At 37.8% G+C, this 22,026-nt stretch carries 16 protein-coding genes; 4 read left to right on the top strand and 12 right to left on the bottom strand.

Translation table 11 applies throughout. The features are described from left to right. The first annotated feature begins 52 nt into the window (after window positions 1–52). Window positions 53–901 (top strand): hypothetical protein, encoded by an 849-nt coding sequence (locus B3P17_RS12460; RefSeq protein ID WP_252638494.1) that lies wholly within the window; start codon window positions 53–55, stop codon window positions 899–901. Between the two features lie 15 nt (window positions 902–916). Beyond that, window positions 917–1,783: a hypothetical protein gene (locus B3P17_RS12455; RefSeq protein WP_291105694.1), complete on the top strand. Its 867-nt coding sequence runs from the start codon at window positions 917–919 to the stop codon at window positions 1,781–1,783. A 264-nt stretch (window positions 1,784–2,047) separates the two neighbouring features. On the opposite strand, the gene B3P17_RS12450 is transcribed toward B3P17_RS12455, so the two are convergent. The 7 genes from B3P17_RS12450 to B3P17_RS12420 all read right to left on the bottom strand — a co-directional run bounded on the left by B3P17_RS12450 (window position 2,048) and on the right by B3P17_RS12420 (window position 12,230). Then, window positions 2,048–3,907, bottom strand: coding sequence for a S9 family peptidase (locus tag B3P17_RS12450; RefSeq protein WP_252638534.1), 1,860 nt, complete (start codon window positions 3,905–3,907; stop codon window positions 2,048–2,050). A gap of 198 nt (window positions 3,908–4,105) precedes the next feature. After that, window positions 4,106–6,697: an ATP-dependent chaperone ClpB gene (gene clpB, locus B3P17_RS12445; protein WP_252638492.1), complete on the bottom strand. Its 2,592-nt coding sequence runs from the start codon at window positions 6,695–6,697 to the stop codon at window positions 4,106–4,108. Between the two features lie 184 nt (window positions 6,698–6,881). After that, window positions 6,882–7,529 (bottom strand): DUF1349 domain-containing protein, encoded by a 648-nt coding sequence (locus tag B3P17_RS12440; protein ID WP_252638491.1) that lies wholly within the window; start codon window positions 7,527–7,529, stop codon window positions 6,882–6,884. A gap of 4 nt (window positions 7,530–7,533) precedes the next feature. After that, complete coding sequence (locus B3P17_RS12435) at window positions 7,534–8,313, bottom strand: IclR family transcriptional regulator (protein ID WP_135107005.1); 780 nt, start codon at window positions 8,311–8,313, stop codon at window positions 7,534–7,536. Between the two features lie 164 nt (window positions 8,314–8,477). Next, window positions 8,478–9,287 carry a glucosamine-6-phosphate deaminase gene (gene nagB, locus B3P17_RS12430; protein ID WP_291105691.1) on the bottom strand — a complete coding sequence of 270 codons (810 nt, stop codon included), beginning with the start codon at window positions 9,285–9,287 and terminating at the stop codon, window positions 8,478–8,480. A gap of 88 nt (window positions 9,288–9,375) precedes the next feature. Beyond that, entirely contained in the window at window positions 9,376–11,358 is a 1,983-nt protein-coding gene (locus B3P17_RS12425) for a glucosamine-6-phosphate deaminase (protein ID WP_135107009.1), read from the bottom strand. Window positions 11,359–11,405: 47 nt separating this feature from the next. Beyond that, entirely contained in the window at window positions 11,406–12,230 is an 825-nt protein-coding gene (locus tag B3P17_RS12420) for an ROK family protein (protein ID WP_252638489.1), read from the bottom strand. 444 nt (window positions 12,231–12,674) lie between these two features. Here B3P17_RS12420 and recG point away from each other — a divergent pair, with 444 nt between their 5' ends. Next, window positions 12,675–14,771, top strand: a complete 2,097-nt coding sequence (gene recG, locus B3P17_RS12415) for an ATP-dependent DNA helicase RecG (RefSeq protein ID WP_252638488.1) — start codon at window positions 12,675–12,677, stop codon at window positions 14,769–14,771. Here the strand turns inward: recG and B3P17_RS12410 are convergent. From B3P17_RS12410 to tsaB, 5 genes are all read right to left on the bottom strand, one after another. Beyond that, complete coding sequence (locus B3P17_RS12410) at window positions 14,768–16,066, bottom strand: tetratricopeptide repeat protein (RefSeq protein WP_291105688.1); 1,299 nt, start codon at window positions 16,064–16,066, stop codon at window positions 14,768–14,770. The two genes, recG and B3P17_RS12410, sit on opposite strands and share 4 nt — an antisense overlap. A gap of 82 nt (window positions 16,067–16,148) precedes the next feature. Then, window positions 16,149–17,708, bottom strand: coding sequence for a M56 family metallopeptidase (locus B3P17_RS12405; RefSeq protein WP_252638486.1), 1,560 nt, complete (start codon window positions 17,706–17,708; stop codon window positions 16,149–16,151). A gap of 179 nt (window positions 17,709–17,887) precedes the next feature. Beyond that, complete coding sequence (locus B3P17_RS12400; RefSeq protein WP_135107019.1) at window positions 17,888–18,250, bottom strand: BlaI/MecI/CopY family transcriptional regulator; 363 nt, start codon at window positions 18,248–18,250, stop codon at window positions 17,888–17,890. 149 nt (window positions 18,251–18,399) lie between these two features. Then, window positions 18,400–18,825, bottom strand: coding sequence for a hypothetical protein (locus tag B3P17_RS12395; RefSeq protein WP_252638485.1), 426 nt, complete (start codon window positions 18,823–18,825; stop codon window positions 18,400–18,402). A 132-nt stretch (window positions 18,826–18,957) separates the two neighbouring features. Next, entirely contained in the window at window positions 18,958–19,659 is a 702-nt protein-coding gene (gene tsaB, locus B3P17_RS12390) for a tRNA (adenosine(37)-N6)-threonylcarbamoyltransferase complex dimerization subunit type 1 TsaB (protein ID WP_252638484.1), read from the bottom strand. 185 nt (window positions 19,660–19,844) lie between these two features. On the opposite strand from tsaB, the gene rnr reads away from it, so the two are divergent. After that, window positions 19,845–22,001 (top strand): ribonuclease R, encoded by a 2,157-nt coding sequence (rnr, locus tag B3P17_RS12385; RefSeq protein ID WP_252638483.1) that lies wholly within the window; start codon window positions 19,845–19,847, stop codon window positions 21,999–22,001. The last annotated feature ends 25 nt before the right edge of the window (window positions 22,002–22,026 follow it).

Raw genomic sequence — 22,026 nt, 5'->3', positions numbered from 1 at the left:
ATTTTATTCGAAAAATGCCCTATTTTTGTATTAATTATTAACGCAAAACTTAATGAAAAAAGCAATCTGTACATTTGGTAGCTATTACTTAACAGAAGGCTTTCCCCGCTTTAGAAGCATGGCTGAAAGTATGAATATCTTTGATGATATATATACTGTCTGTGAAAAAGATTTAGATGCAAACTTTTACAAAAAATGGGGACGATACCTTATCCCCTACTCCAGAGGTTTTGGCTATTGGTGTTGGAAACCCTATTTCATCCTAAAAATATTGGAGAAAATTGAGGACGGCGATGTACTCCTTTATTCAGATATTGGCTGTTATTTTAATCCCAAAGGCAGAGAGCGACTTCTAGAGTATTATGATATTGTAGAGAAAACTCCAACCGGAATACTTGGAGTAAAGAGCCAAGAGGTCAGCTACAACGGTATGCCCGAAACTCTTTATTATGAGTATGAATGGACAAAGGGAGATGTGTTTGAATATTATGGTGTATATAACGATAAGGCTTATACACATACCCCTCAGTTTGAATCCACTATTATCTTTTTCAAAAAGAGCGCTGTTGTGATGCAGTTTGTCAGAGACTGGTATCAGGCATATCTCGATGATTACAGTCTTGCTACAGACTCACCGTCACGAATTCCTAACTTGCATGGATTTAAAGAAAACAGACACGATCAAAGCATTTTTTCTATCCTTGCTAAAAAATATGGTATAGCAGAAATTTCCACAAACGAAATATTTCAACGAGACTGGAATCTTCTCGAAAAATATCCCATACAAGCCCGTAGAGATAAATACTACCCAAGTAGATATCACTACAAACATCGCTTTAGATTAAGAAAACTTTATCGCAGATGGTGGCGTGTAAAATATTGGTTCAAAGATAGATTATAATTATACAATCCTTGCATGAAAAAAGTATTATGCACATTTGGTAATACACTATTAGCTCCCGGATTTCCGCAATTTGTACGAAATGCAGAGGCAATGGGAGTATTCGACGAAATATATACATATACCGAAAAAGACCTAAGTAAAGATTTCAGGAAGAAATGGGGTCGATACATGTATCCTTACTCAAAAGGATATGGCTATTGGTGTTGGAAACCACCTTTGATAAAGAAGACTCTCGACACGATGGAAGAAGGAGATATTCTACTCTATACAGATGTAGGATGTTACCTAAACCCGAATGGGAAGGAACGACTGACGGAATATTATGACATAGTAGAAAAAAGCCCTTCAGGAATGTTAGGTTTCAGAAGTTTTGAGAAAAACTATAATGGAATGCGGGAAGGTCTACGATTTGAATATGAATGGACTAAAGGGGACATTTTTGATTACTTTGGCGTCAGGGACAATACAGAAGTAACGCAAACAAGCCAATATGAGGCAGGGATCATATTTATTAAAAAAGGTCCTGTGTCAACTGCCTTTGTCAACGAATGGGTAAAAGTTATTGATGATGATTTCAGTCTTATTACAGATGCTCCTTCGAGAAGCCCTAACTTAGAAGGATTTCAAGAGAACCGTCACGACCAAAGCATATATTCAATGCTAGCAAAAAAATATAAAATAGAAGCAGTCTCAACAAACGAACTGATTCCTTTGGGAGGCGTAATGGATTGGTCTATCATAGATAAGTATCCGATACAAGCTCGCCGAGATGTTTACTACAAAAGTATGCGTCATTACAATCGCCGTTTTCAATTGCGAAAACTATACAAAATGTGGTGGAAGTTTAAATACTTTTTCAAGGATTTATTTAGAATCTAACCTTTATGAGCAAAACACATTAACGACTTAAGCAAAAAACAATCTGCATTTTACAATTATTATTAAGTTTTCATAGGAATATTCTCATTAGTCACAAAAAGAGTTTCATTGAGAAAGTATAAAAAAGATAACTGTTTGGAGTGTATTACCCTTGTCTCTTTATCATGTTGAACGAAGTGAAACATCTCGATCTAAAAGAGATTCTTCGTTACACTCAGAATGACATAGCTATACAGTCCAAACAGTTCTATATATAATTAAATATTACTTACCAATATGCGCTGACAAGAAGCTTTCCATTGCACGGTAGAAATCGAAACGATTCTCTTCATTGTGGAAACCGTGACCTTCATTGTCTTTTACCATATATTGGGTTTCAACACCTCTTTTCTTCAATGCCTCAACCATCTGATCCGATTCGTCTTTATTTACACGTGGGTCATTTGCACCTTGCGCTACAAACAACGGTGCTTTAATCTTATCTACGTGAAATACAGGTGAAGCACTTTCCAGTAATTCTTTATCGGCAATAGGATCTCCCACCATTTCGTGCATCATATCCAACATTGGCTTCCAGTATGGAGGAATCGTATTTAGGAAAGTAAATAGATTAGATACACCCACATAGTCAATTCCACAAGCGTAAAGATCGGGAGTAAATGTTAGTCCGGCAAGTGTTGCATATCCACCATAACTACCTCCGTAGATGGCAATTTTAGCAGGATCTGCTATGCCTTTCTTTTTCAGCCATTCCACACCATCGGTTATATCATCCTGCATTGTTTTTCCCCACTGTTTGAACGATATTTCCCAGAACTTTTTACCAAATCCGGTAGATCCACGGAAATTCATTTGGAATACAGCATACCCTTTATTGGCTAAGAATTGTACCTCGGGATTAAAGCCCCAACTATCACGTGCCCACGGACCACCATGCGGATTAACCACTACAGGCAGATTTTTTGCTGTCTCCAAAGTATATCCTTTCGGTAGTGTGAGGTAACCTTCTATCGTTAAACCATCACGTGTAGTATATTTCACACAATTCATTTCGGCCATATTGTTTTCATCGATCCAAGGATAAATATCTGCAATATGAGTCAGTTCATCTTTCTTTACATCATAGAGATAGTATCCTCCGGGGGTTTTATCGTTATATGTACGAATAATCAGCATATCTTCATCTTTATTTTGGCTGCTAACGCTAATAGGTCTTCCTGATACTTTTGCTGTTACTTTATCGAAAACAGCTTTCAAATCTTTATCGAAGAAATGACGCTTTGCTCCTTCATGAGCCTGATAAGACGCAGCCTGCAACCTCTTATATTTTCGAGAATATGAAATCCCTGACAGATCATAAGTATCATTTTCGTACAAAACTTCGACTTCTTTAGCCGTTTGCGGATCAAATATTACGACAGCTTCTTTATCTCTGCCTATGTTAGAAGTAGCATACAACTTCTGATTATCTGGAGTAAAGTAATAAGGACTTATGCTTTCTTTAAAACTTGTAGTTATAAGTGTTCTGAATGGATCACTTTCTTTATCGCGATACAATAAACTTTGATTTACACCATCAAGTGCGATTGCTATACGCAATTTCCCATCGTGGTCTGTCATCCAGCCCTGAATATTTCCGGGATTCTCAGCTAACATTGTCAGCTCGCCTGTCTCGATATTTAGCCTGTATGGATCAAACACCTGTGGGTTTCTTTTATTGAGACCAATAATAACTTCGCTCTCTATCTCAGGCAGATCGTCTATTATAGTAGTACGTACCTTCTCAAAAGCTGTAAGAGGAAGAAGGTTACTTCCATCAGCGTTTACCCCATATAGCTGAAAGTTTTCATCACCCCCTGTATCTTTGAGGAACAAGATGCGATTATTATTTCCCCAAAAGTAACCGGCAATATCTCTTTCTGTTTCAGAAGTTAATCTTACTGGAGTATTGTCACCTACTTTTTGTACAAAAATATTCATCCGTCCCTCATAAGGCGCTGTAAAAGAAAAATATTTTCCATCCGGCGATATCTGATAAGATGACTTTTCAGGGTTTCTGAAAAAATCTTCTAAAGGGATGTTGGGAGCTTGACTAAAAACGCTCATCGAAGCAAATAAAAACATCAACATAAGGATGTTTGAGATAAATGATTTCCTTTTCATAATCTATTAAATTTTAAACTCTTGTTATATATTAGTCGTAATAAGGTGAGAATAATCACATAAAGTATCAAAGCATACGAATGAGTTCAAAAATATTTAAATAAAAAGGGGTAGCTGAATAAATCCAACTACCCCTCAAAAAATATATATTCACTATACTTAATTCTTAAAATCTAACTCTCCATCTCTCATATCAATTATAATAGACTTCGATTTATCTATAGTACCGGCAAGCAACTGTCTCGACAGCGGATCTAACACCATTCGCTGAATAACCCTTTTTACAGGACGTGCGCCAAACTCTGGGTCGAATCCCATTTGAGAAATCCAATTGACTGCTTCATCTCTGAATTTGAGATCGACACCGTTTCCTTTCAGCATGCGGACAACGCCATCGAGCTGAATACGAACAACCTGCTCTATCTCTTTCAATGTCAATGGCTCGAACATGATTATCTCGTCAATACGATTCAGAAATTCGGGACGAATATTAACTTTCAACATATTGAGAACTTCCTTCTTGGTTCTTTCTACTACTTCATCATGATTCTTTGGCGTAATGCCTGCAAAGTTTTCACGAATCAGTGGAGATCCCATATTGGATGTCATAATAATAATCGTATTCTTAAAGTTTACCACTCGCCCTTTATTATCTGTCAACCGTCCATCATCAAGCACTTGCAACAGGATATTAAACACGTCGGGATGTGCTTTTTCTATCTCATCGAAAAGAACGACTGAATAAGGTTTACGGCGGATAGCCTCGGTAAGTTGACCTCCTTCGTCATAACCTACATATCCCGGAGGTGCTCCTATAAGACGGGTAGCACTAAATTTCTCCTGATACTCGCTCATGTCTATACGTGTCATCATATTCTCATCATCGAACAAGAACTCCGCTAAGGCTTTTGCCAACTCAGTTTTACCAACACCTGTTGTACCCAAGAATATGAACGAACCTATCGGACGTTTCGGATCTTGCAACCCGGCACGACTACGGCGAATAGCATTGGATACGGCAGAGATAGCCTCATCTTGCCCAACAACCCTTCTGTGCAGCTCTTCTTCCAGGTTTAATAACTTATCCTTTTCACTCTGGAGCATCTTGTTCACAGGTATACCTGTCCAACGAGAAACGACATCGGCAATATCAAAAGAATCGACCTCTTCCTTTACCATTGCCTGACTACCTTGCATCTCATGCAATTGAGATTGGAGTTGAGCAATGCCTGTTTCCAGTTCTTTTATTTTGCCGTAACGTAATTCTGCGACTTTACCATAGTCGCCTTCACGCTCTGCTTTTTCAGCCTCAAACTTAGCATTCTCAATATCTATCTTATTCTGCTGTATCTTATTGATGACTTCTTTTTCTGATTGCCATTTTGCTTTAAGTTCTGTTTCCTCTTCTTTGAGTTTACTAATCTCTTTGGTCAATTCAGCTTCTTTCTGTTTATCATTTTCTCGACGGATAGCTTCTCGTTCAATCTCCAGTTGCTTGATACGACGGCTCTTTTCGTCAAGCTCTTCGGGAACAGAATCTACTTCCATACGTAATTTGGCAGCAGCTTCATCCATCAGGTCAATTGCCTTATCAGGCAAAAAGCGATCTGTAATATAACGACTCGAAAGCTGAACAGCAGCAACAATAGCCTCATCTTTGATACGTACCTTATGGTGATTTTCATATTTCTCTTTCAAGCCACGCAGGATAGATATTGCATCCACTTCGCTTGGCTCATCTACCATCACTATCTGGAAACGGCGTTCGAGTGCTTTATCTTTCTCAAAATATTTCTGATATTCGTCCAAGGTGGTTGCTCCTATCGAACGCAGTTCTCCACGTGCTAAGGCAGGCTTCAAGATATTGGCTGCGTCCATAGCACCTTCGCTCTTACCGGCTCCTACCAGAGTATGTATTTCATCGATGAAAAGAATAATCTCCCCTTCCGATTTTATCACTTCGTTCACGACCGATTTGAGACGCTCTTCGAATTCTCCTTTGTACTTAGCTCCTGCAATCAGAGCACCCATATCCAAAGAATAGATTTGTTTGCTTTTTAAGTTTTCGGGCACATCACCACGAACAATACGATGAGCAAGTCCTTCAGCAATAGCTGTTTTTCCTGTACCGGGTTCACCGATAAGTATTGGGTTATTCTTTGTCCTACGACTCAGAATCTGAAGTACCCGACGGATTTCCTCATCACGACCAATCACGGGATCAAGTTTCCCGTCTTTTGCTCTTTGAGTCAGATTGATAGCATATTTTTCCAAAGACTGATATGTATCTTCTGCACTTTGGCTATTTACGTTACTACCTTTACGCAACTCACTTATAGCTTGTTGCAACTCATTTCCTGAAACTCCGGCGTCTTTCAATATCTGCGAAGCTGAGCTTTTAGTAGCTAAAATACCTAACAGCAAATGCTCGATAGATACGTATTGATCTCCCATCTTTTTAGCATAATCCACTGCTTTGTCCAAAGCTGAATTACTTTCGCGGCTTAAGTACGCTTCGCCCCCACCCGATACTTTCGGAAAAGAGTCTATTTCTTTATTAAGCACAGAAGTAATATACGCCGGATTAGCTCCAAGCTTTTGAAAAAGAAAATTCACAACATTCTCACCACTCATAATCACTCCAAGTAGAATATGAGCAGGCTCGATAGCTTGCTGTCCTCTCTCTTTCGTTATCTCAATTGCTTTTTGAACAGCCTCTTGAGATTTGATTGTAAAATTGTTGAAATTCATATTTTTAGTTTCTTTATTTCGTTATTTATTGTATCTATATTCTATCGTTCAAATTACTTGCCAAAAACTAATGGTGACAAAATGTCAGCAAACAACTTTATAACTGATAACGAATAGGATATAAAAAAAGAGACTATCCCTGAAGGATAGCCTCTCATATCGTGTATTCTACTTTTACTGACGGTTATTTATTATTTTCTAGCCATTTCAGCCTCCTTTGATCAGGTAAATGAGTCACCTTAAAGTTTTCGAATTTAGCCTCAAAACCATTACCATCAGGACTGGCGGCCATCAACCCTACCATTACCGGAGTATTATCTTGCAGATAAGCATTACGCATCATAGTATATGTTTTATCATCGAAAGAATAAAAGACTTCAACGGCATCAATACGTCTTACAGCCTTGATCCATACATAAGATATCTTTTTATCCAATTCAATAACGCTCCAGTCGCTGGTCTTATGAGTTACCACAGTACTTAAATTATACTTTCCATCTACAAATTCAATTCCTGTCTTGATGTAGTTTTCGTGATCTATACGAAGCATCAAGCCCATTTGATCGAAACGAGCTTTGTAATCTCCTGTAATTTTTACTTTCACCTCAAACTCTCCTCCATATGTCGTATAATAAAAAGGAGCATCATCGACAGTAAACCCATAGTGAGATATACGCCAATAATCACTCTGAGGGGTCACAAACATACTTAATGTTTTATTTTTCACTTCCCATTTTTCAGGTTCATTAAACCATTGCATTTTTTCTAAACTCTGAGCTGAAGCAAATTGGGCTAATACTACAACAAATAAACTAAGTGCGATTTTTTTCATTTTTCTATCTTGTTTTTAATTTACGATTATATCCTATATTACGAGATATCTCCAATCCCGTATCCCTGATCTGGAGTCCTATGTTTTTCACTTTTTCTTTGGGTAAACGTCCTGCTGGACCTGAAGTCCAAATACAGGCTATTGCATTTCCTTTTTCGTCAAATATAGGGGCTGCAATGCAATGCACACCTTCAACAGTCTCATTCAGATCTATTGCATACCCTTCCTGAATTATCTTATTCAATTCTTTCTCCAATTGCTCTTTGTCTGTTATCGTATATTCATTCAGGGCTTCAAAGCGTATCTCCGAAAGTTTTTCCTTTTGCTTCTTCCCCGACATAAAAGCCAGTAATACTTTCCCCGGAGCAGTAGAATGAAGATTAAAGCGCATACCCTGCTGCAAGATGAATACAAAGTCAAGATTACCCTGCACTTGCTTCAATAAAACCACTTCTGAATCAACAAGTGTTCCTATCATGACCGATTCTCCGACGTTATCACGCAAACGCTTCATATATTCTTCCGACATCTCAATGATATCGTAGCTACTTACAGCTTTAAGTCCGAGCAAAAGTAATTTTCGGGAAAGGAAATAACGAAAGTTACCGGGTTCTCGCCCTATGTAACCGATCTCGAGAAGATTTGTCGCTATTTTATAAATGGAGGATTTTGGATAATCGAGAAGCCCGACAATTTCTTGCAAAGTCAGTCCTTGAGGGTGCTCCGACAAAAGCTCAAGCAACTCCATCGACTTGGTTATCATCGATACATTCCTATTTTCCATTCAATCTATATTTATACACAAAAATAACGAATAATACATATATATAGATTCAATCCATATATAAGGATAAATATATAAATTTTGAATAAATATCAAAAGCTTATTCAATAAAAAAAGCTGCATACAAAAATGTACACAGCTTACATATCGTTAATACTGTAAAATTAAAGAAGGCTATCCGGATTTAAGTTTACAGCTTCAATATCTTTAAAGTAATTGTATGTCCCTACTTTTAGTTCATAAGTTGCCATCTCGTCGCAAACAATAATTCCTTTAGGATGTAATTGCAAAGCTGTGATAGTCCACATCTGATTGATAGAACCTTCTACCACCTGAGCCAAAGCACGGGCTTTGTTATGACCATTCACCATGATTAGCACTTCTTTAGCATCAAGAATTGTTCCAACGCCAACAGTGACTGATGTTTTTGGCACTTTGTTTACATCGTTATCAAAAAAGCGTGAGTTCGCAATTATGGTATCCTGTGTCAGCGTTTTTATACGAGTACGAGAAGACAAAGAAGATCCCGGCTCATTAAAAGCAATATGACCATCTGCACCAATTCCACCCAAAAACAAATCAACACCGCCTACAGCCTTCATTTTAGCTTCGTAAGCCGCACACTCAGCCTTTAGGTCTGATGCATTACCATTCAGCATGTTTACATTTGCCGGATTGATATCTATATGGCTAAAAAAATTGCTCCACATAAAAGTATGGTAACTCTGTGGATGGTCTTCTGGTAAACCAACGTACTCATCCATGTTGAAAGTAACAATATGCTGAAAGGAAACTCTCTTTTCCTGATAATGCTTTATCAACGCTTTATACATGCCCATAGGCGAAGAACCGGTGGGCAATCCTAACACAAAAGGTTTTTCAGCAGTTGGATTTGCAGCCTTAATCTTAGAAACTACATAGTTTGCCGCCCATTGCGAAAGTAAATCGTAATCTGGTTGAATAATTAATCTCATGATTATTAAATCTTAAATATGTTAGTTTATAAAAAACAAAGCAAACCCTTTAGTACAATATACTAAAAGGTTTGTCTTCGTAATAATATTATAAAGGATGATATTCTACAAAAGCTTCAATAGCTTCGTAAGATGCCAATCCTAACTGTCGGTACAATTCAGCAGTAGCACGGTTTCTGTCTTCGGAACGTTGCCAGAAAAGACGCTCATCGTTGCCCAAGAATGGAGCACTCTCCATTTGCGACTGATGTTTCAATATTGCATTTCTTTTCTTACGGAGTTCTTCGGGTGAGATAGGCACAGCCATTTCAATATGGTCAATTTCCCACTCAGCCCAAGCACCACGATACATCCAGATACGACATTCTTTGAGCCACTCAGCACCCTTTAGCTCGTCAATAGCAGCAAGTATAGCATCAAGACACACTTTGTGAGTTCCATGTGGGTCAGCCAAGTCACCTGCAACAAATATCTGATGAGGTTGCACGCTTACCAAATAGTTTTTCACGATTTCTACATCTGCTTCTGAAATCGGATTTTTCTTCACACGGCCGGTTTCATAAAATGGAAGATCTAAGAATGTAACGTTTTCTGGTTGCACTCCTACATAGCGACAAGCTGTTGTAGCTTCCTGACGGCGAATATGCCCTTTCATGAAAAGAATGTCTGCTGTATCAACATCACCTTCTTTTTTATCTTGCAACAAAAACTGCAAAACATCAGCATACTTTTTCTTCAATACCTCGTTATTGGCATCGTATTTATTTCTCACATCTTCTAAGAAAGAAACATAGCGAACAACTTCTTCATCGCCTACCGCAATATTACCTGATGTCTGGTATGCCACATGCACATCGTGCTTCTGGTCAACAAGACGTTTGAATGTTCCTCCCATAGAGATTACATCATCATCGGGATGTGGGCTGAAAACGATTACTTTTTTGGGATACGGAGTTGCTCGTTCAGGACGATTAGTATCATCAGCATTTGGTTTACCTCCCGGCCAACCGGTAATTGTATGTTGAAGATCGTTAAATATCTTGATGTTTACATTGTAAGCAGAACCGTATAGCGCCAATAACTCTTCAAGACTATTATCTTGATAATCTTTATTTGTTAATTTCAAGATCGGCTTATTCACTTTGAAACAAAGCCAAACAATAGCTCTGCGAATCATTTTGCTAGTCCACTCACAGCTTGTTACCAACCATGGTTGGTTTATACGAGTCAGACTGAATGCCGCATTCAGGTCGATATGCACAGTTGTATTTGGATGAGCTTGCAAGCATGAAGCAGGAACAGACTCAGAAACCGGGCCTTCTACCACATCTTTTATACTTTTTGCTTTATCCTCACCCCAAGCGATAAGAGCTATCTCACGAGCTCTCATAATAGTAGATATCCCCATCGTTACAGCACTAGGTGGAACCTGCTCTAAAGATCCGAATGTGTTTATAGCTTCTTTTCTCGATTGCTGATCCAACAGGACTAAGCGAGTATTTGAATTCATACTCGATCCGGCAATGTTAATTCCGATATTACCGGCACGACCTAATCCCAATAACAAATAATCAATTCCTCCAACGTTTTGTATAGTCTGTTCGTAGGCTTTACAATAGTTCAATATTTCTTCTTTACGTACTTGCCCATCAGGAGAATATACATTGTTCAGATCAATATCTATATAATCCAAGAAAGACTCTTTCAGTAGTTTCAGATTACCACTAGACTGAGGTGCAAGGGGATAAAACTCGTAGATATTGAATATTACAACATCTTTGAAGCTTAGTCCGTCTTCTTTATGCAAACGTATCAGCTCTTGATAAATAGTTTGAGGTGAATGTCCTCCGGGAAGTGCCAAAACAAATTTTTGTCCGGCAATAGTTTTGTTTTTAATCTTATGCGCAATATCTCTAGCGATGCTTAGCGAAGCCTCTACTGAAGATTCATATATTTGGGTGGGTACTTTCTCGAAACGAGTTAAAGCAGAAAGCTCAAATTCATTTTCGGGACGATAATATCGTGGTGACACCCGATCTAATACGATTTGCGAACTTAAATCCAATCTCATGTTAAAAATTTATTAATGGTTCTATTGTAAATATTTATTATAAAAAATCAAACAACTAAAGCAGCTGCTCCAAGTAGGTATATATCTTCTTTACGAGATAGTAGTATCTTCATTCTCTTTATTGTCTCAGGATAAGGAAAGGTCGTAATCACATCAAACATCTTCTCCGAAAACAGCTGATATCCAGCCGAGAGCCCACCCCCTAGTATTATAGCTTGCGGATCGTAAGTAAACAAGATAGCATTTATCAGTTTGCCGATATGCTTACCAAATTCTTCCCACAGTAAAATCATTTTCGTATCTCCAACCAAAGCCATGTTTAAAGCATCTCGACCGGAAATATTATTACGATCAAAAAATTTGCGACTGCAATAATATTCATAATCGGCATCGAGATAAGGAAGACTCCCTATTTCTCCAGCGCCGGTATTATTTCCGTTATACAATACGTCATTGATAATAATTCCGGCTCCTACCCCGGTACCGAGAGTTACACAAACAATATTCCGGTAAGCTGTGCCTTCTCCATAATAACGCTCGCCGAAAGCAAAACAGTTAGACTCGTTATTTACAAAAACAGGAATTCTGAATTCTTTTTCCAGAATATCTTTCAGATAGACTCTTTTCCATGAAGGTATATTCACAGCATTATACACAATTCCCTGTTCTGCATCAACAACGGATGGCACTCCAATGCCAATCCCTCTAATATTTGAGTTCATTATCTTGCGGATCATATCACACAAGTTAGCAAGGATCGCTTCTTCTGACTCAACAGCATTCGTAGGAGCTTCTATTTTTTTATATATCTGCCCGCCATCAACCACTGCCATACGGATTTTTGATCCACCTATATCTATTCCGATTCTCATAATAAACTACATGCGCCTGTTATGTTATTATAATGCAATTACACAATTAATGTTCATTCATGTGATCATCGCCAAAGCTGCCGGACATCCTTATTCTACTCATTTTTCATAATAAATCGTCAGGTAATACAAATATACAGAGCATTCTAAGAATATTGACAAATACAAATGTTAATTAACATTTACTTTCGTTATTATTTAAATATGACATCACATGAGGATAAAAATAAACGAATAAGCTTTACAATTTTAACCTTCAAACCTTTTAATTTAAATTTTTTAATAAAAATTTCATCCTTTATTAAAACAAGACACATTAAACATTATCCTCCCAATAGGCAATAACAACCTCCTCTTGATCGCAAAACATTTTTATTTATTATCTTCGTAGAACAAAAATAACAGAAAGCTAACTTTATTTGAATTTAGGCATTAAACCGAAAGATGACAGATTCTTTTCAGACGGACATAAAATATCTGGCAGGTGTAGGCCCAAAGAAGGCCGAAATACTCAACAAGGAAATAAATGTATTTTCGGTTGAAGACTTACTATATTATTTCCCCTACAAATATATAGACCGCAGCCGTATCTATTTTATACACGAAATAGACGGTAATATGCCATATATACAAATTAGAGGAAGAGTTACAGCTTTTGAGACATTCGGTGAAGGCAGAAAAAAAAGACTCGTAGCTCATTTTACGGATGGTACAGGATTTATTGATCTGGTATGGTTTCAAGGAGCAAAGTTCATTACGGACAAATATAAAGTGAACTTACCCTATATTGTTTTTGGGAAACCTACTCTTTTTGGAGACAAATTTAATATCCCACATCCAGATATTGACCCATATATCAGCGAAGAAGAACGCCCTACAGGCTTGATGCCTTATTACAACACAACAGAGAAAATGAAAAACCATTATCTGAACTCAAAAGCAATTCAGAAAATAATGGCAGCCGCATTTTCTTCTGTTGTAAGAAGCTTACCCGAAACGCTACCGGACAGCATCATTAACGAAGCTCGCTTGATGGGGTTAAAAAGTGCTATGCGCAACATCCATTTTCCGGAAAGTACGGCATTGTTACGAGAAGCACAATACAGATTAAAGTTTGAGGAATTATTTTATATTCAGCTAAACATTCTAAGATATACCGCCGACAGAAAGTCAAAGTTAAAAGGATTCGTTTTTTCTAAGGTAGGCGACTACCTTAATAGATTTTATGATGAAAACCTCCCCTTTCCTTTAACCAATGCACAAAAACGAATCATAAAAGAAATCAGGCAAGATATGGCTACCGGCGAACAAATGAATCGCTTACTGCAAGGAGATGTTGGTAGCGGGAAGACGCTTGTAGCTCTTATGCTTATGTTAATTGCACTGGACAACAACTTCCAAGCAGCCCTTATGGCTCCAACGGAAATATTGGCAACTCAGCATTACCAAACAATCTCAGAAGCATTGGCAGGGCTTGATGTAAATGTAGAATTACTAACCGGCTCAACAAAAAAATCGGATAGGGAACGCATACACAATGCTCTTTTAACGGGAGACCTTCAAATATTAATTGGCACACATGCCCTTATTGAAGACACCGTACAGTTTTCAAACCTAGGTTTAGTGGTTATTGACGAGCAACATCGCTTTGGCGTAGCACAACGAGCTAAATTGTGGTCGAAAAACGTAAACCCGCCACATATCTTAGTAATGACTGCCACCCCTATTCCCCGCACGCTGGCAATGACCATATATGGCGATCTGGATGTATCGGTAATAGACGAGCTTCCACCGGGACGCAAGCCCATACAAACAATTCATCAGTATGACAAAAAGCGAGGAGCTTTATACGAGTCCATTCGCAGACAATTGCAAGAGGGAAGACAGGTATACATAGTCTATCCACTGATAGAAGAAAGCGAGAAGCTCGACCTCAAAAATCTGGAAGAGGGATTTGAGCATATAAAAGAAATCTTCCCCGAGTATACGGTCTGCAAGGTTCATGGCAAGATGAAGCCCAAAGAAAAAGATGCAGAAATGCAACGCTTCGTCACCAATGAGGCTCAGATAATGGTAGCCACTACCGTTATTGAAGTAGGTGTAAATGTACCAAACGCATCCGTTATGGTGATAGAATCGGCTCAACGCTTCGGGCTATCACAGCTGCACCAATTACGAGGGCGTGTTGGTCGTGGAGCAGACCAATCATATTGTATTCTGGTGACGCCTTACGAGCTATCAGCCGACACACGGAAGCGCATCGACATAATGGTAGAAAGCAATGACGGCTTTGAAATAGCCGAAGCCGACTTAAAGCTAAGAGGCCCGGGTGATCTGGAAGGAACTCAACAAAGCGGTATCCCTTTCAATCTGCGGATAGCAAACCTTGTACGAGACGGGGAGATACTGCAATATGCACGTGAAGTCGCCCAGAAAGTACTGGATGAAGATCCGCAAATGGAAAAGTCTGAGAGCTTATTACTAAAGAGACAATTACGCAAACTAGGTGGCAACAAGTACAACTGGGGTTTAATCAGCTAATTGACAGACATCGCTTTTGTCAATTCTTTGATATGCTCATCTAAATATTTCAGTCGTTTCTTCGTATCGTCAATATTTTCATCCGTTTCATTTTTCCTTATCAGACCTTCAAGGTATTCGTTCAAATCCTTTCTATAATTCTGATAGTATATAAGAGCATTCGAACTATCTTTTACTTGATTTTCGTACAATTGACCTATCGCAAAATTTATTGTCATTTTCTGATTGATTCCGGCATATATCAATGCCTTTTTATATGCTTTTACAGCATCTTCGAAAAGAGAGCCCTTATCATAAGCCGATGCCAATCCTTTATAATAAAGATATAAGGTCAGATCAGGCGGAATTGTCCTATCCAACAATTTCCGAAACAAGGGAATTGCCTTTTTATGATCTGCCAATTCGTTCGAACTTACAGCAAGACAATAGAGCACATTATTATTTGTAGTATCCTGGCGAAATGCTTTGTCTAAAAAAATCTCAGCTTCGTAATTCTCCCTCAATGAATAGTAAGAAATTCCAAGACTACGGTTAACAATAAGCGAGGAATCACCGGCTTCATAACACTTCTTAAATCGGGAGATCGCTTCCTCATAATTATCCATCACATAATACGTCAACGCATTCAGCAAATTCATCTGCTGATCTGTGCTGTCTTTTTCAATATATGCCGTAGAGTGAGCTAAAGCCTCAAGACTACGATCAGCCTTTAAGCATAGGTTAACAAGACTTGCCGCAGAATAACTATCAGAGGGATTCGTATCCCATGCCGCTTTGAAGTATACCATAGCGCTATCAGCTTGATTCATCTTCTCAAAACATTGAGCGATCTGAGATAAAGTGTTGGGAGAATTATTGCGACTGTATATCTCTTTAAACAAACACAACGCTTTTTCGTATTTCGTCTGTTGAAATAGCAGTTCAGCCTTTTGTATCTTATAATATAAGTTCGTTGAATCCAAACGAATCAGATCATCATAACAATCTATCCCTGCCTGTCTTCGTCCTGTTATTGCAAAACAATTTGCCAATTCAGATTTGAGACGAACATTTTCGGGATTATCGGTAGATAGTCTTTGTAAAATATCGATCGATTTCAAATAATTACCTAAAGCTTTATGGCACATCGCTTCTTGAAACTGTAGATACGCTGAAGGTTCTTTATCGGAAATATACTCCAACGCTTTTTGGTATTGAAAATTTTGAATGTAAGCTTCCAGTTCATTCTCTACAGTTTGAGAAAACAAAACAGAATGCACAATTAAAAAAGAAAGGAGTATCAAGGTCTTTTTCATAGATTATCTTTTGCAGTTCAAGATTAATAGAGGTAGGCTATACTATCACCTAGCCTCTATATAATCTTGAGAAAAAAATCTGCTATTTCTTTTCTGTATTTACTATCGTATCTTTTTTAAGTCTATATACAATCGGCAATGTGAAATACACAGGTACAGCTATTCCATTCTGCTTGCCGGGAGTCCATTTTGGCATAGATTGAATCATTCTCACTGCTTCTGCGTCACATTCAGGATCGATACCTCTAATAACTCTTACATCTGAAATCTCACCCGTTTTACCCACTATAAACCGAATAGTTACACGCCCCTGTATACCTGCTTTTTGTGCAGATTGGGGATATTTTAAATTATCTGCTACGAATTTCTGCATTGCCGACTCCCCTCCGGGAAACACCGGCATATCCTCTACGGTAATAAAAGGATGATCTACTGATGGTTCAGCACCACCTTCCTTCAATGTAAAGCCTTCTTTTTTAGGAGTTCCATATCCGACGACAACCATAACATCTTTATCTTTTTCTCCCTCCGAAAAATTTTTCTTACTGCCTGATATTTTGAATATCAAAGGTAATGTATAGTACACATCGACAGCTTTTCCATTTTGCTTTCCGGGAGTCCATTTAGGCATAGCTTTCACTACGCGAACTGCTTCTTCATCCAAAGACGGATAAACGCCTCTTATAACCTCTATATCTGTAATATCCCCTGTACTTCTTATAACATAACGCACAATGACACGCCCTTCAATGCCTTTCTCCTGAGCTTCAACAGGATATTTCAAATTTTGCCCAATAAACCTTTGCTGAGCATTTAGTCCTCCCGGAAATTCAGGCATTTTGTCTACAGTCACATATACATCCCCTTTTTTCTGAGGCACTTGCTGTCCGCCATTAACAAAAGGCATCGTTATCATATCAGCTATATCGGGCGAAGCCTGCACAGCATTTCCTAATAGCAAAACAAAAACAACCGGTACAAGCAATAAATATTTAGTTGCTTTACCTAGCGATGTTCTATTTTTATTCATCATGGTAATTCGTTTTTTTAATTGTGATACATTAAAATTATTTATAATTGGTATACCGGTATTCACGTTTGATACTTGCAGTAATATATATTGGTATTCTTTGGGACTGAATCCTTCTTTCAAGACCCCCTCATCCGCTAGATATTCAAGATTTATTTTTATTTCCTTTTTCAAAAGCCAGACAAAAGGATTCCACCAGAAGAATACACACAAGACTTCGGCTAGTAATACATCTACAGAGTGTAATTGCCTGACATGAACCATCTCATGAGCTATAATCTCTTTCATTTTTTCCTCCTCATCAATTTGAGAGCCGATAAAAATCCATCTAAAAAATGAGAATGGCGAGATTTTCCTATCTTTTATTTTTACAATACAACATGTATCTAATTTTTCAGAATCATGACTGATCCTTAACTTTAGTATACAAAATAATTGCATTATAAATCGCAACGCATAAATCAAAGATACTGCTCCTATTGCAAATAAAGCAATCAGTTTCCAATCAATCACCGAAACCTGTTGAGCAGGCATTGCCGATACCTCTATTTGCGAAAGCCAATATGCCGGTATCTGAACAGGCACCTCTTCTTTAGCCGTCACTTCAATCATCAAAAAAGGAAATAGTAATGAAAAGACAATTGAAAAAAGGAAATAAAATCTCCTCAGGCGGAAAAAAGTATCCTTTCTTAACAGCAACATATATAAGCCATAAAATAAAGCCAATGATACAGAAGCTTTAATCAAATAAGGTATAATTGTGTGTTCCATGGCGTTAACAATTAAGTAATTCACTCTTTTCCTTTTTCTATCATTTTCACTATTTCTTGGAGCTCTTCAGGAGATATCTTTTCTTCTTTCACAAAGAACGAGACCAACTCTTTATACGAGTTTTCGAAATAACTCTTCACCACATTCGACATAAAAGCCTTCTTATAATCATCTTCGGCTACTTTCGGCGTATAAACCCACACATTTCCATATTTCTTAGAGTTCAAATAATCTTTTTGCTCCAGATTACGAACAATAGAAGCAACGGTAGTGTAAGGCGGTTTAGGGTCATCCATTTCATTTAGGATGTCTTTTACTACACACTCTTTTAATTGCCAAATATGAAGCATTACCGCTTCCTCCTGATGGGTTAACTTTTCCATTATTATAAATTTTACGTAAATCTACTATCTTTTCGTAAATATAGATGTTATTTTTTATAATACAAATATTTAGAAAGTTTTTTTATGAAATAAAGAGAGAAACGTGAGAATGTCCGGATTTCTCTATTGATAAAAGCTAAATCTGCTTATTACTTTTTCAACCAAAGTTCAGTTACCTTTAAAAATCCTCCGCTAGGTATGTAATAATAAAAAGCAGACGCACTAGGACCATAAGTTAATCCTGAGAAGATTATCATCTTACCTACATTATTCTTATTAAATTCTGTACTACAACTTGAATATTCTTTACCATCAATACCTTTTACAACAATAATATCCAAAACAGTAGTCCCACTTTTAATTTTTTTCAGGATAATCTGACCTTTCACTTGCGTTAACTCTCCTTGAAGAGCTTGCCCTGAAGAGATACAATTCTCACCAGAAATATCAGCAGATAATTGAACCTGCACACAATCTGCTATTTCATAATTAAAATCAAGATCCGAATCATCACTACAAGCAGTTACTAGAATAAGCGACAATGCGCTAAAAAGAAATAATATAAGCTTTTTCATATTTTAAGAAGTAGGTTAATTATATAATATATGATGCAAAAAAGCTTCAGAATGTTGCTTGTATGCACAAAAAAAAGAATAGCTATCACAAAACTGATACCATATAAATAAGAAAACAACTTATATAAAGGATTATTTCCCCGACAAAACCTTGTTTTTAGGTGTAGTTGCTACAAATTCTTTGAGATAGAATGGCTCAAAATAAGCAACGTCTACAAATGATTTTTCCTCATAGGCTTTTTCTGCTAATGTCACCATATTTGCAGCCTTCGGATATACGTTATCTATAAATTGAGCATTCGCATGCGACAAGACGTTTTTACATTTGTCTGCTCCATTGCCAAAAAAGGCTATCTTATTTTCATTAAGAATGTCAGCAAAAGAATTTTCGTCTATAATATCAGCGGATATTTCTTTTTTCAAGTTTAAGTCAAAGTCAAATAAGGTATCATAAACCTCCATTCTACGAGCATCTATCATCGGACAAAGAAGAATTGACCGATCAATCATGTTTGATTTTACAACCCCATAAGCCATTAATTCTAATGTATTAATTGCAATCAGAGGAATATTCAATCCATAGCAAAGACCTTTTGCCTCAGACACTCCGATACGAAGTCCCGTATAAGAACCGGGTCCGCAACTAACAGCAACGGCATCTAATGACATATTCTCCAATCTCAGAAATTGGATTGCTTCATTTACATATTCTCCGAGGAGAACAGCGTGAGAAGGACCTTCTATATTTTCTTTTTCAAATATTATTTCACCTCGGTTAGAGACAGCTACTGAGCATACTTCTGTAGAAGTTTCTATACTTAAAATACAAGACATTACATTTTCATTTTTACAGGATGCAAAATTACACAAAATCTTGATAATTAAATTTTATTCATACTTTATCTAATATCTAATATCCATACTTTTTTGTACATTTGAGTAGTTTTAACAGATATACATATAAAAATCAACAACAAACGGTTGTTATAGATATTAAGAAATAATTTAATAAGAGAAATATGAGTAAGAATAAAGCTCCTCATAAAAAAGACAAAAGGAAGACTAAGAGCGACATTACAAACTCCGTTGTAAACTTTTTCAACAAGAATGCTTCCGAATCATTTGGCATCAAACAGGTAGCCGAAAAATTAGGGTTCAAAAAACCTGCCGAGAAACAACTAATAAGCAATATACTATACGATCTTCAAGAAGATGATTTTATAATAGAAACCGGAAAGGGAAAATATAAATCGAACAATAGAGGGATTTTCGTTGAAGGAGTATTCGAACGAAGAAGCAATGGCAAAAACTTTTTCGTACCGGATGGAGAAAGTGATTCGGCTCATATATTTATTGCCGAACGCAATTCGGCTCACGCAATGAATGGCGACCGAGTGAAAATACAAATGCTGGCAAAGCGAAAAGGGCGTGACCCGGAAGGAGAAGTATTAGAAATACTGGAACGAAAACAAACAACATTTGTTGGTACACTTGATGTACAAAAGCAATTTGCTTTCTTGGTAATGGATAGCAAGATACTTGCAAATGACATATTCATCCCGAAAGAAAACCTCAAGGGAGGAAATGACGGAGACAAAGCATTAGTAGAGGTAGTAGAATGGCCTCAGAAAGCGAAGAACCCGATAGGAAAAGTTATAGACATACTGGGAAAGGCAGGAGAAAACAACACCGAGATGAATGCGATCCTTGCCGAATTTGGATTACCATACAAATATCCTGAAAAGGTAGAAGCGGCAGCAAATAAAATACCGGATGACATCACCGCCGAAGAGATAGCCAAGCGCGAAGACATGCGTAGTACAACTACATTTACCATCGACCCGCGAGATGCAAAAGACTTCGACGACGCATTATCTATCAAACAATCAAAAAACGGACGTTGGGAAGTAGGTGTGCACATAGCTGATGTGACCCATTATGTACAAGAGGGAGACACGATAGATAAAGAAGGTGAAAGTAGAGCTACGTCCATTTATCTAGTAGACCGCACCATCCCGATGCTACCCGAAAGACTAAGCAATAACCTATGTTCACTACGCCCTCATGAAGATAAATTATGCTACTCTGTTATCTTCGAGCTAGATGATGAAGCAAATATAAAAAAGCATAGAATTACCCGCACTGTTATCCATTCCGACAGACGATTTACGTACGAGGAAGCTCAAGACATAATAGAAGGGGCAGAGGGAGACTTTAAGGACGAAATCTTACAGCTAAACGATCTGGCAAAAAAATTGCGAGCTAAACGTTTCGACAACGGAGCTATTGCATTCGATCGTCACGAAGTGAGATTCGAAATCGATGAGAAGGGAAAACCGTTGAGTGTATATTTCAAATACGCCAAAGATTCGAATAAGCTGATAGAAGAGTTTATGCTTTTGGCAAACAAAACTGTAGCAGAGTTTGTAGGAAATGTTCCAAAGAATAAAAGTGCGAAAACATTTGTTTACCGTATTCATGATATACCAAATACTGAAAAGATGGAAAATCTATCCGAGTTTATCCGTCGTTTTGGCTACAAAATCAAAGTAGATGGAACAAAGACAAATGTATCGAAAGCTATAAATCACCTCCTGGACGAAGTGAGCGGAAAACCCGAAGAGAATCTTATTTCTACGATCGCTATACGTGCGATGGCAAAAGCAATATATTCGACAGTCAACATCGGTCACTACGGACTGGCTTTCGAATACTATACACACTTCACCTCCCCTATACGTCGCTATCCCGACATGATGGTGCACAGGCTACTCACCAGATATCTGGATGGAGGGCGCAGTGTAAACAAACATCTATACGAAGGCAAATGTGAACACAGCTCTGAAATGGAACAGCTAGCGGCTAATGCAGAAAGAGCATCTATCAAGTACAAACAAGTAGAATATATGTCTGATAAACTCGGACAGGTCTTCGATGCTGTGATCTCTGGTATAACAGAATGGGGTGTTTATGCAGAAATAAATGAAAACAAGTGTGAGGGCATGATTCCTATCCGAGATTTGGATGATGACTTCTACGAATTTGATGAAAAGAATTACTGCTTACGAGGTCGTCGCAAAAAACGCACTTACAGCCTTGGCGACCCGCTGAAAATTAAAGTTGCCCGAGCCAATCTGGAACGGAAACAGCTCGATTTTGCGCTGGTTGAAGAGTAAAAAATAAGGTTCTGCCACCAAACAT

This window comes from Dysgonomonas sp. UBA7630 (genome assembly GCF_002483985.1).
Lineage (GTDB): Bacteria > Bacteroidota > Bacteroidia > Bacteroidales > Dysgonomonadaceae > Dysgonomonas.
This window is presented reverse-complemented; position numbering and strand designations above follow the sequence as displayed.

Coding starts and splice junctions, on each gene's coding strand:
- B3P17_RS12460 (WP_252638494.1), top strand. CDS start 53: ATGAAAAAAGCAATCTGTACATTTGGTAGCTATTACTTAACAGAAGGC.
- B3P17_RS12455 (WP_291105694.1), top strand. CDS start 917: ATGAAAAAAGTATTATGCACATTTGGTAATACACTATTAGCTCCCGGA.
- B3P17_RS12450 (WP_252638534.1), bottom strand. CDS start 3,907: ATGTTTTTATTTGCTTCGATGAGCGTTTTTAGTCAAGCTCCCAACATC.
- clpB (WP_252638492.1), bottom strand. CDS start 6,697: ATGAATTTCAACAATTTTACAATCAAATCTCAAGAGGCTGTTCAAAAA.
- B3P17_RS12440 (WP_252638491.1), bottom strand. CDS start 7,529: ATGAAAAAAATCGCACTTAGTTTATTTGTTGTAGTATTAGCCCAATTT.
- B3P17_RS12435 (WP_135107005.1), bottom strand. CDS start 8,313: ATGGAAAATAGGAATGTATCGATGATAACCAAGTCGATGGAGTTGCTT.
- nagB (WP_291105691.1), bottom strand. CDS start 9,287: ATGAGATTAATTATTCAACCAGATTACGATTTACTTTCGCAATGGGCG.
- B3P17_RS12425 (WP_135107009.1), bottom strand. CDS start 11,358: ATGAGATTGGATTTAAGTTCGCAAATCGTATTAGATCGGGTGTCACCA.
- B3P17_RS12420 (WP_252638489.1), bottom strand. CDS start 12,230: ATGAGAATCGGAATAGATATAGGTGGATCAAAAATCCGTATGGCAGTG.
- recG (WP_252638488.1), top strand. CDS start 12,675: ATGACAGATTCTTTTCAGACGGACATAAAATATCTGGCAGGTGTAGGC.
- B3P17_RS12410 (WP_291105688.1), bottom strand. CDS start 16,066: ATGAAAAAGACCTTGATACTCCTTTCTTTTTTAATTGTGCATTCTGTT.
- B3P17_RS12405 (WP_252638486.1), bottom strand. CDS start 17,708: ATGATTGAAGTGACGGCTAAAGAAGAGGTGCCTGTTCAGATACCGGCA.
- B3P17_RS12400 (WP_135107019.1), bottom strand. CDS start 18,250: ATGGAAAAGTTAACCCATCAGGAGGAAGCGGTAATGCTTCATATTTGG.
- B3P17_RS12395 (WP_252638485.1), bottom strand. CDS start 18,825: ATGAAAAAGCTTATATTATTTCTTTTTAGCGCATTGTCGCTTATTCTA.
- tsaB (WP_252638484.1), bottom strand. CDS start 19,659: ATGTCTTGTATTTTAAGTATAGAAACTTCTACAGAAGTATGCTCAGTA.
- rnr (WP_252638483.1), top strand. CDS start 19,845: ATGAGTAAGAATAAAGCTCCTCATAAAAAAGACAAAAGGAAGACTAAG.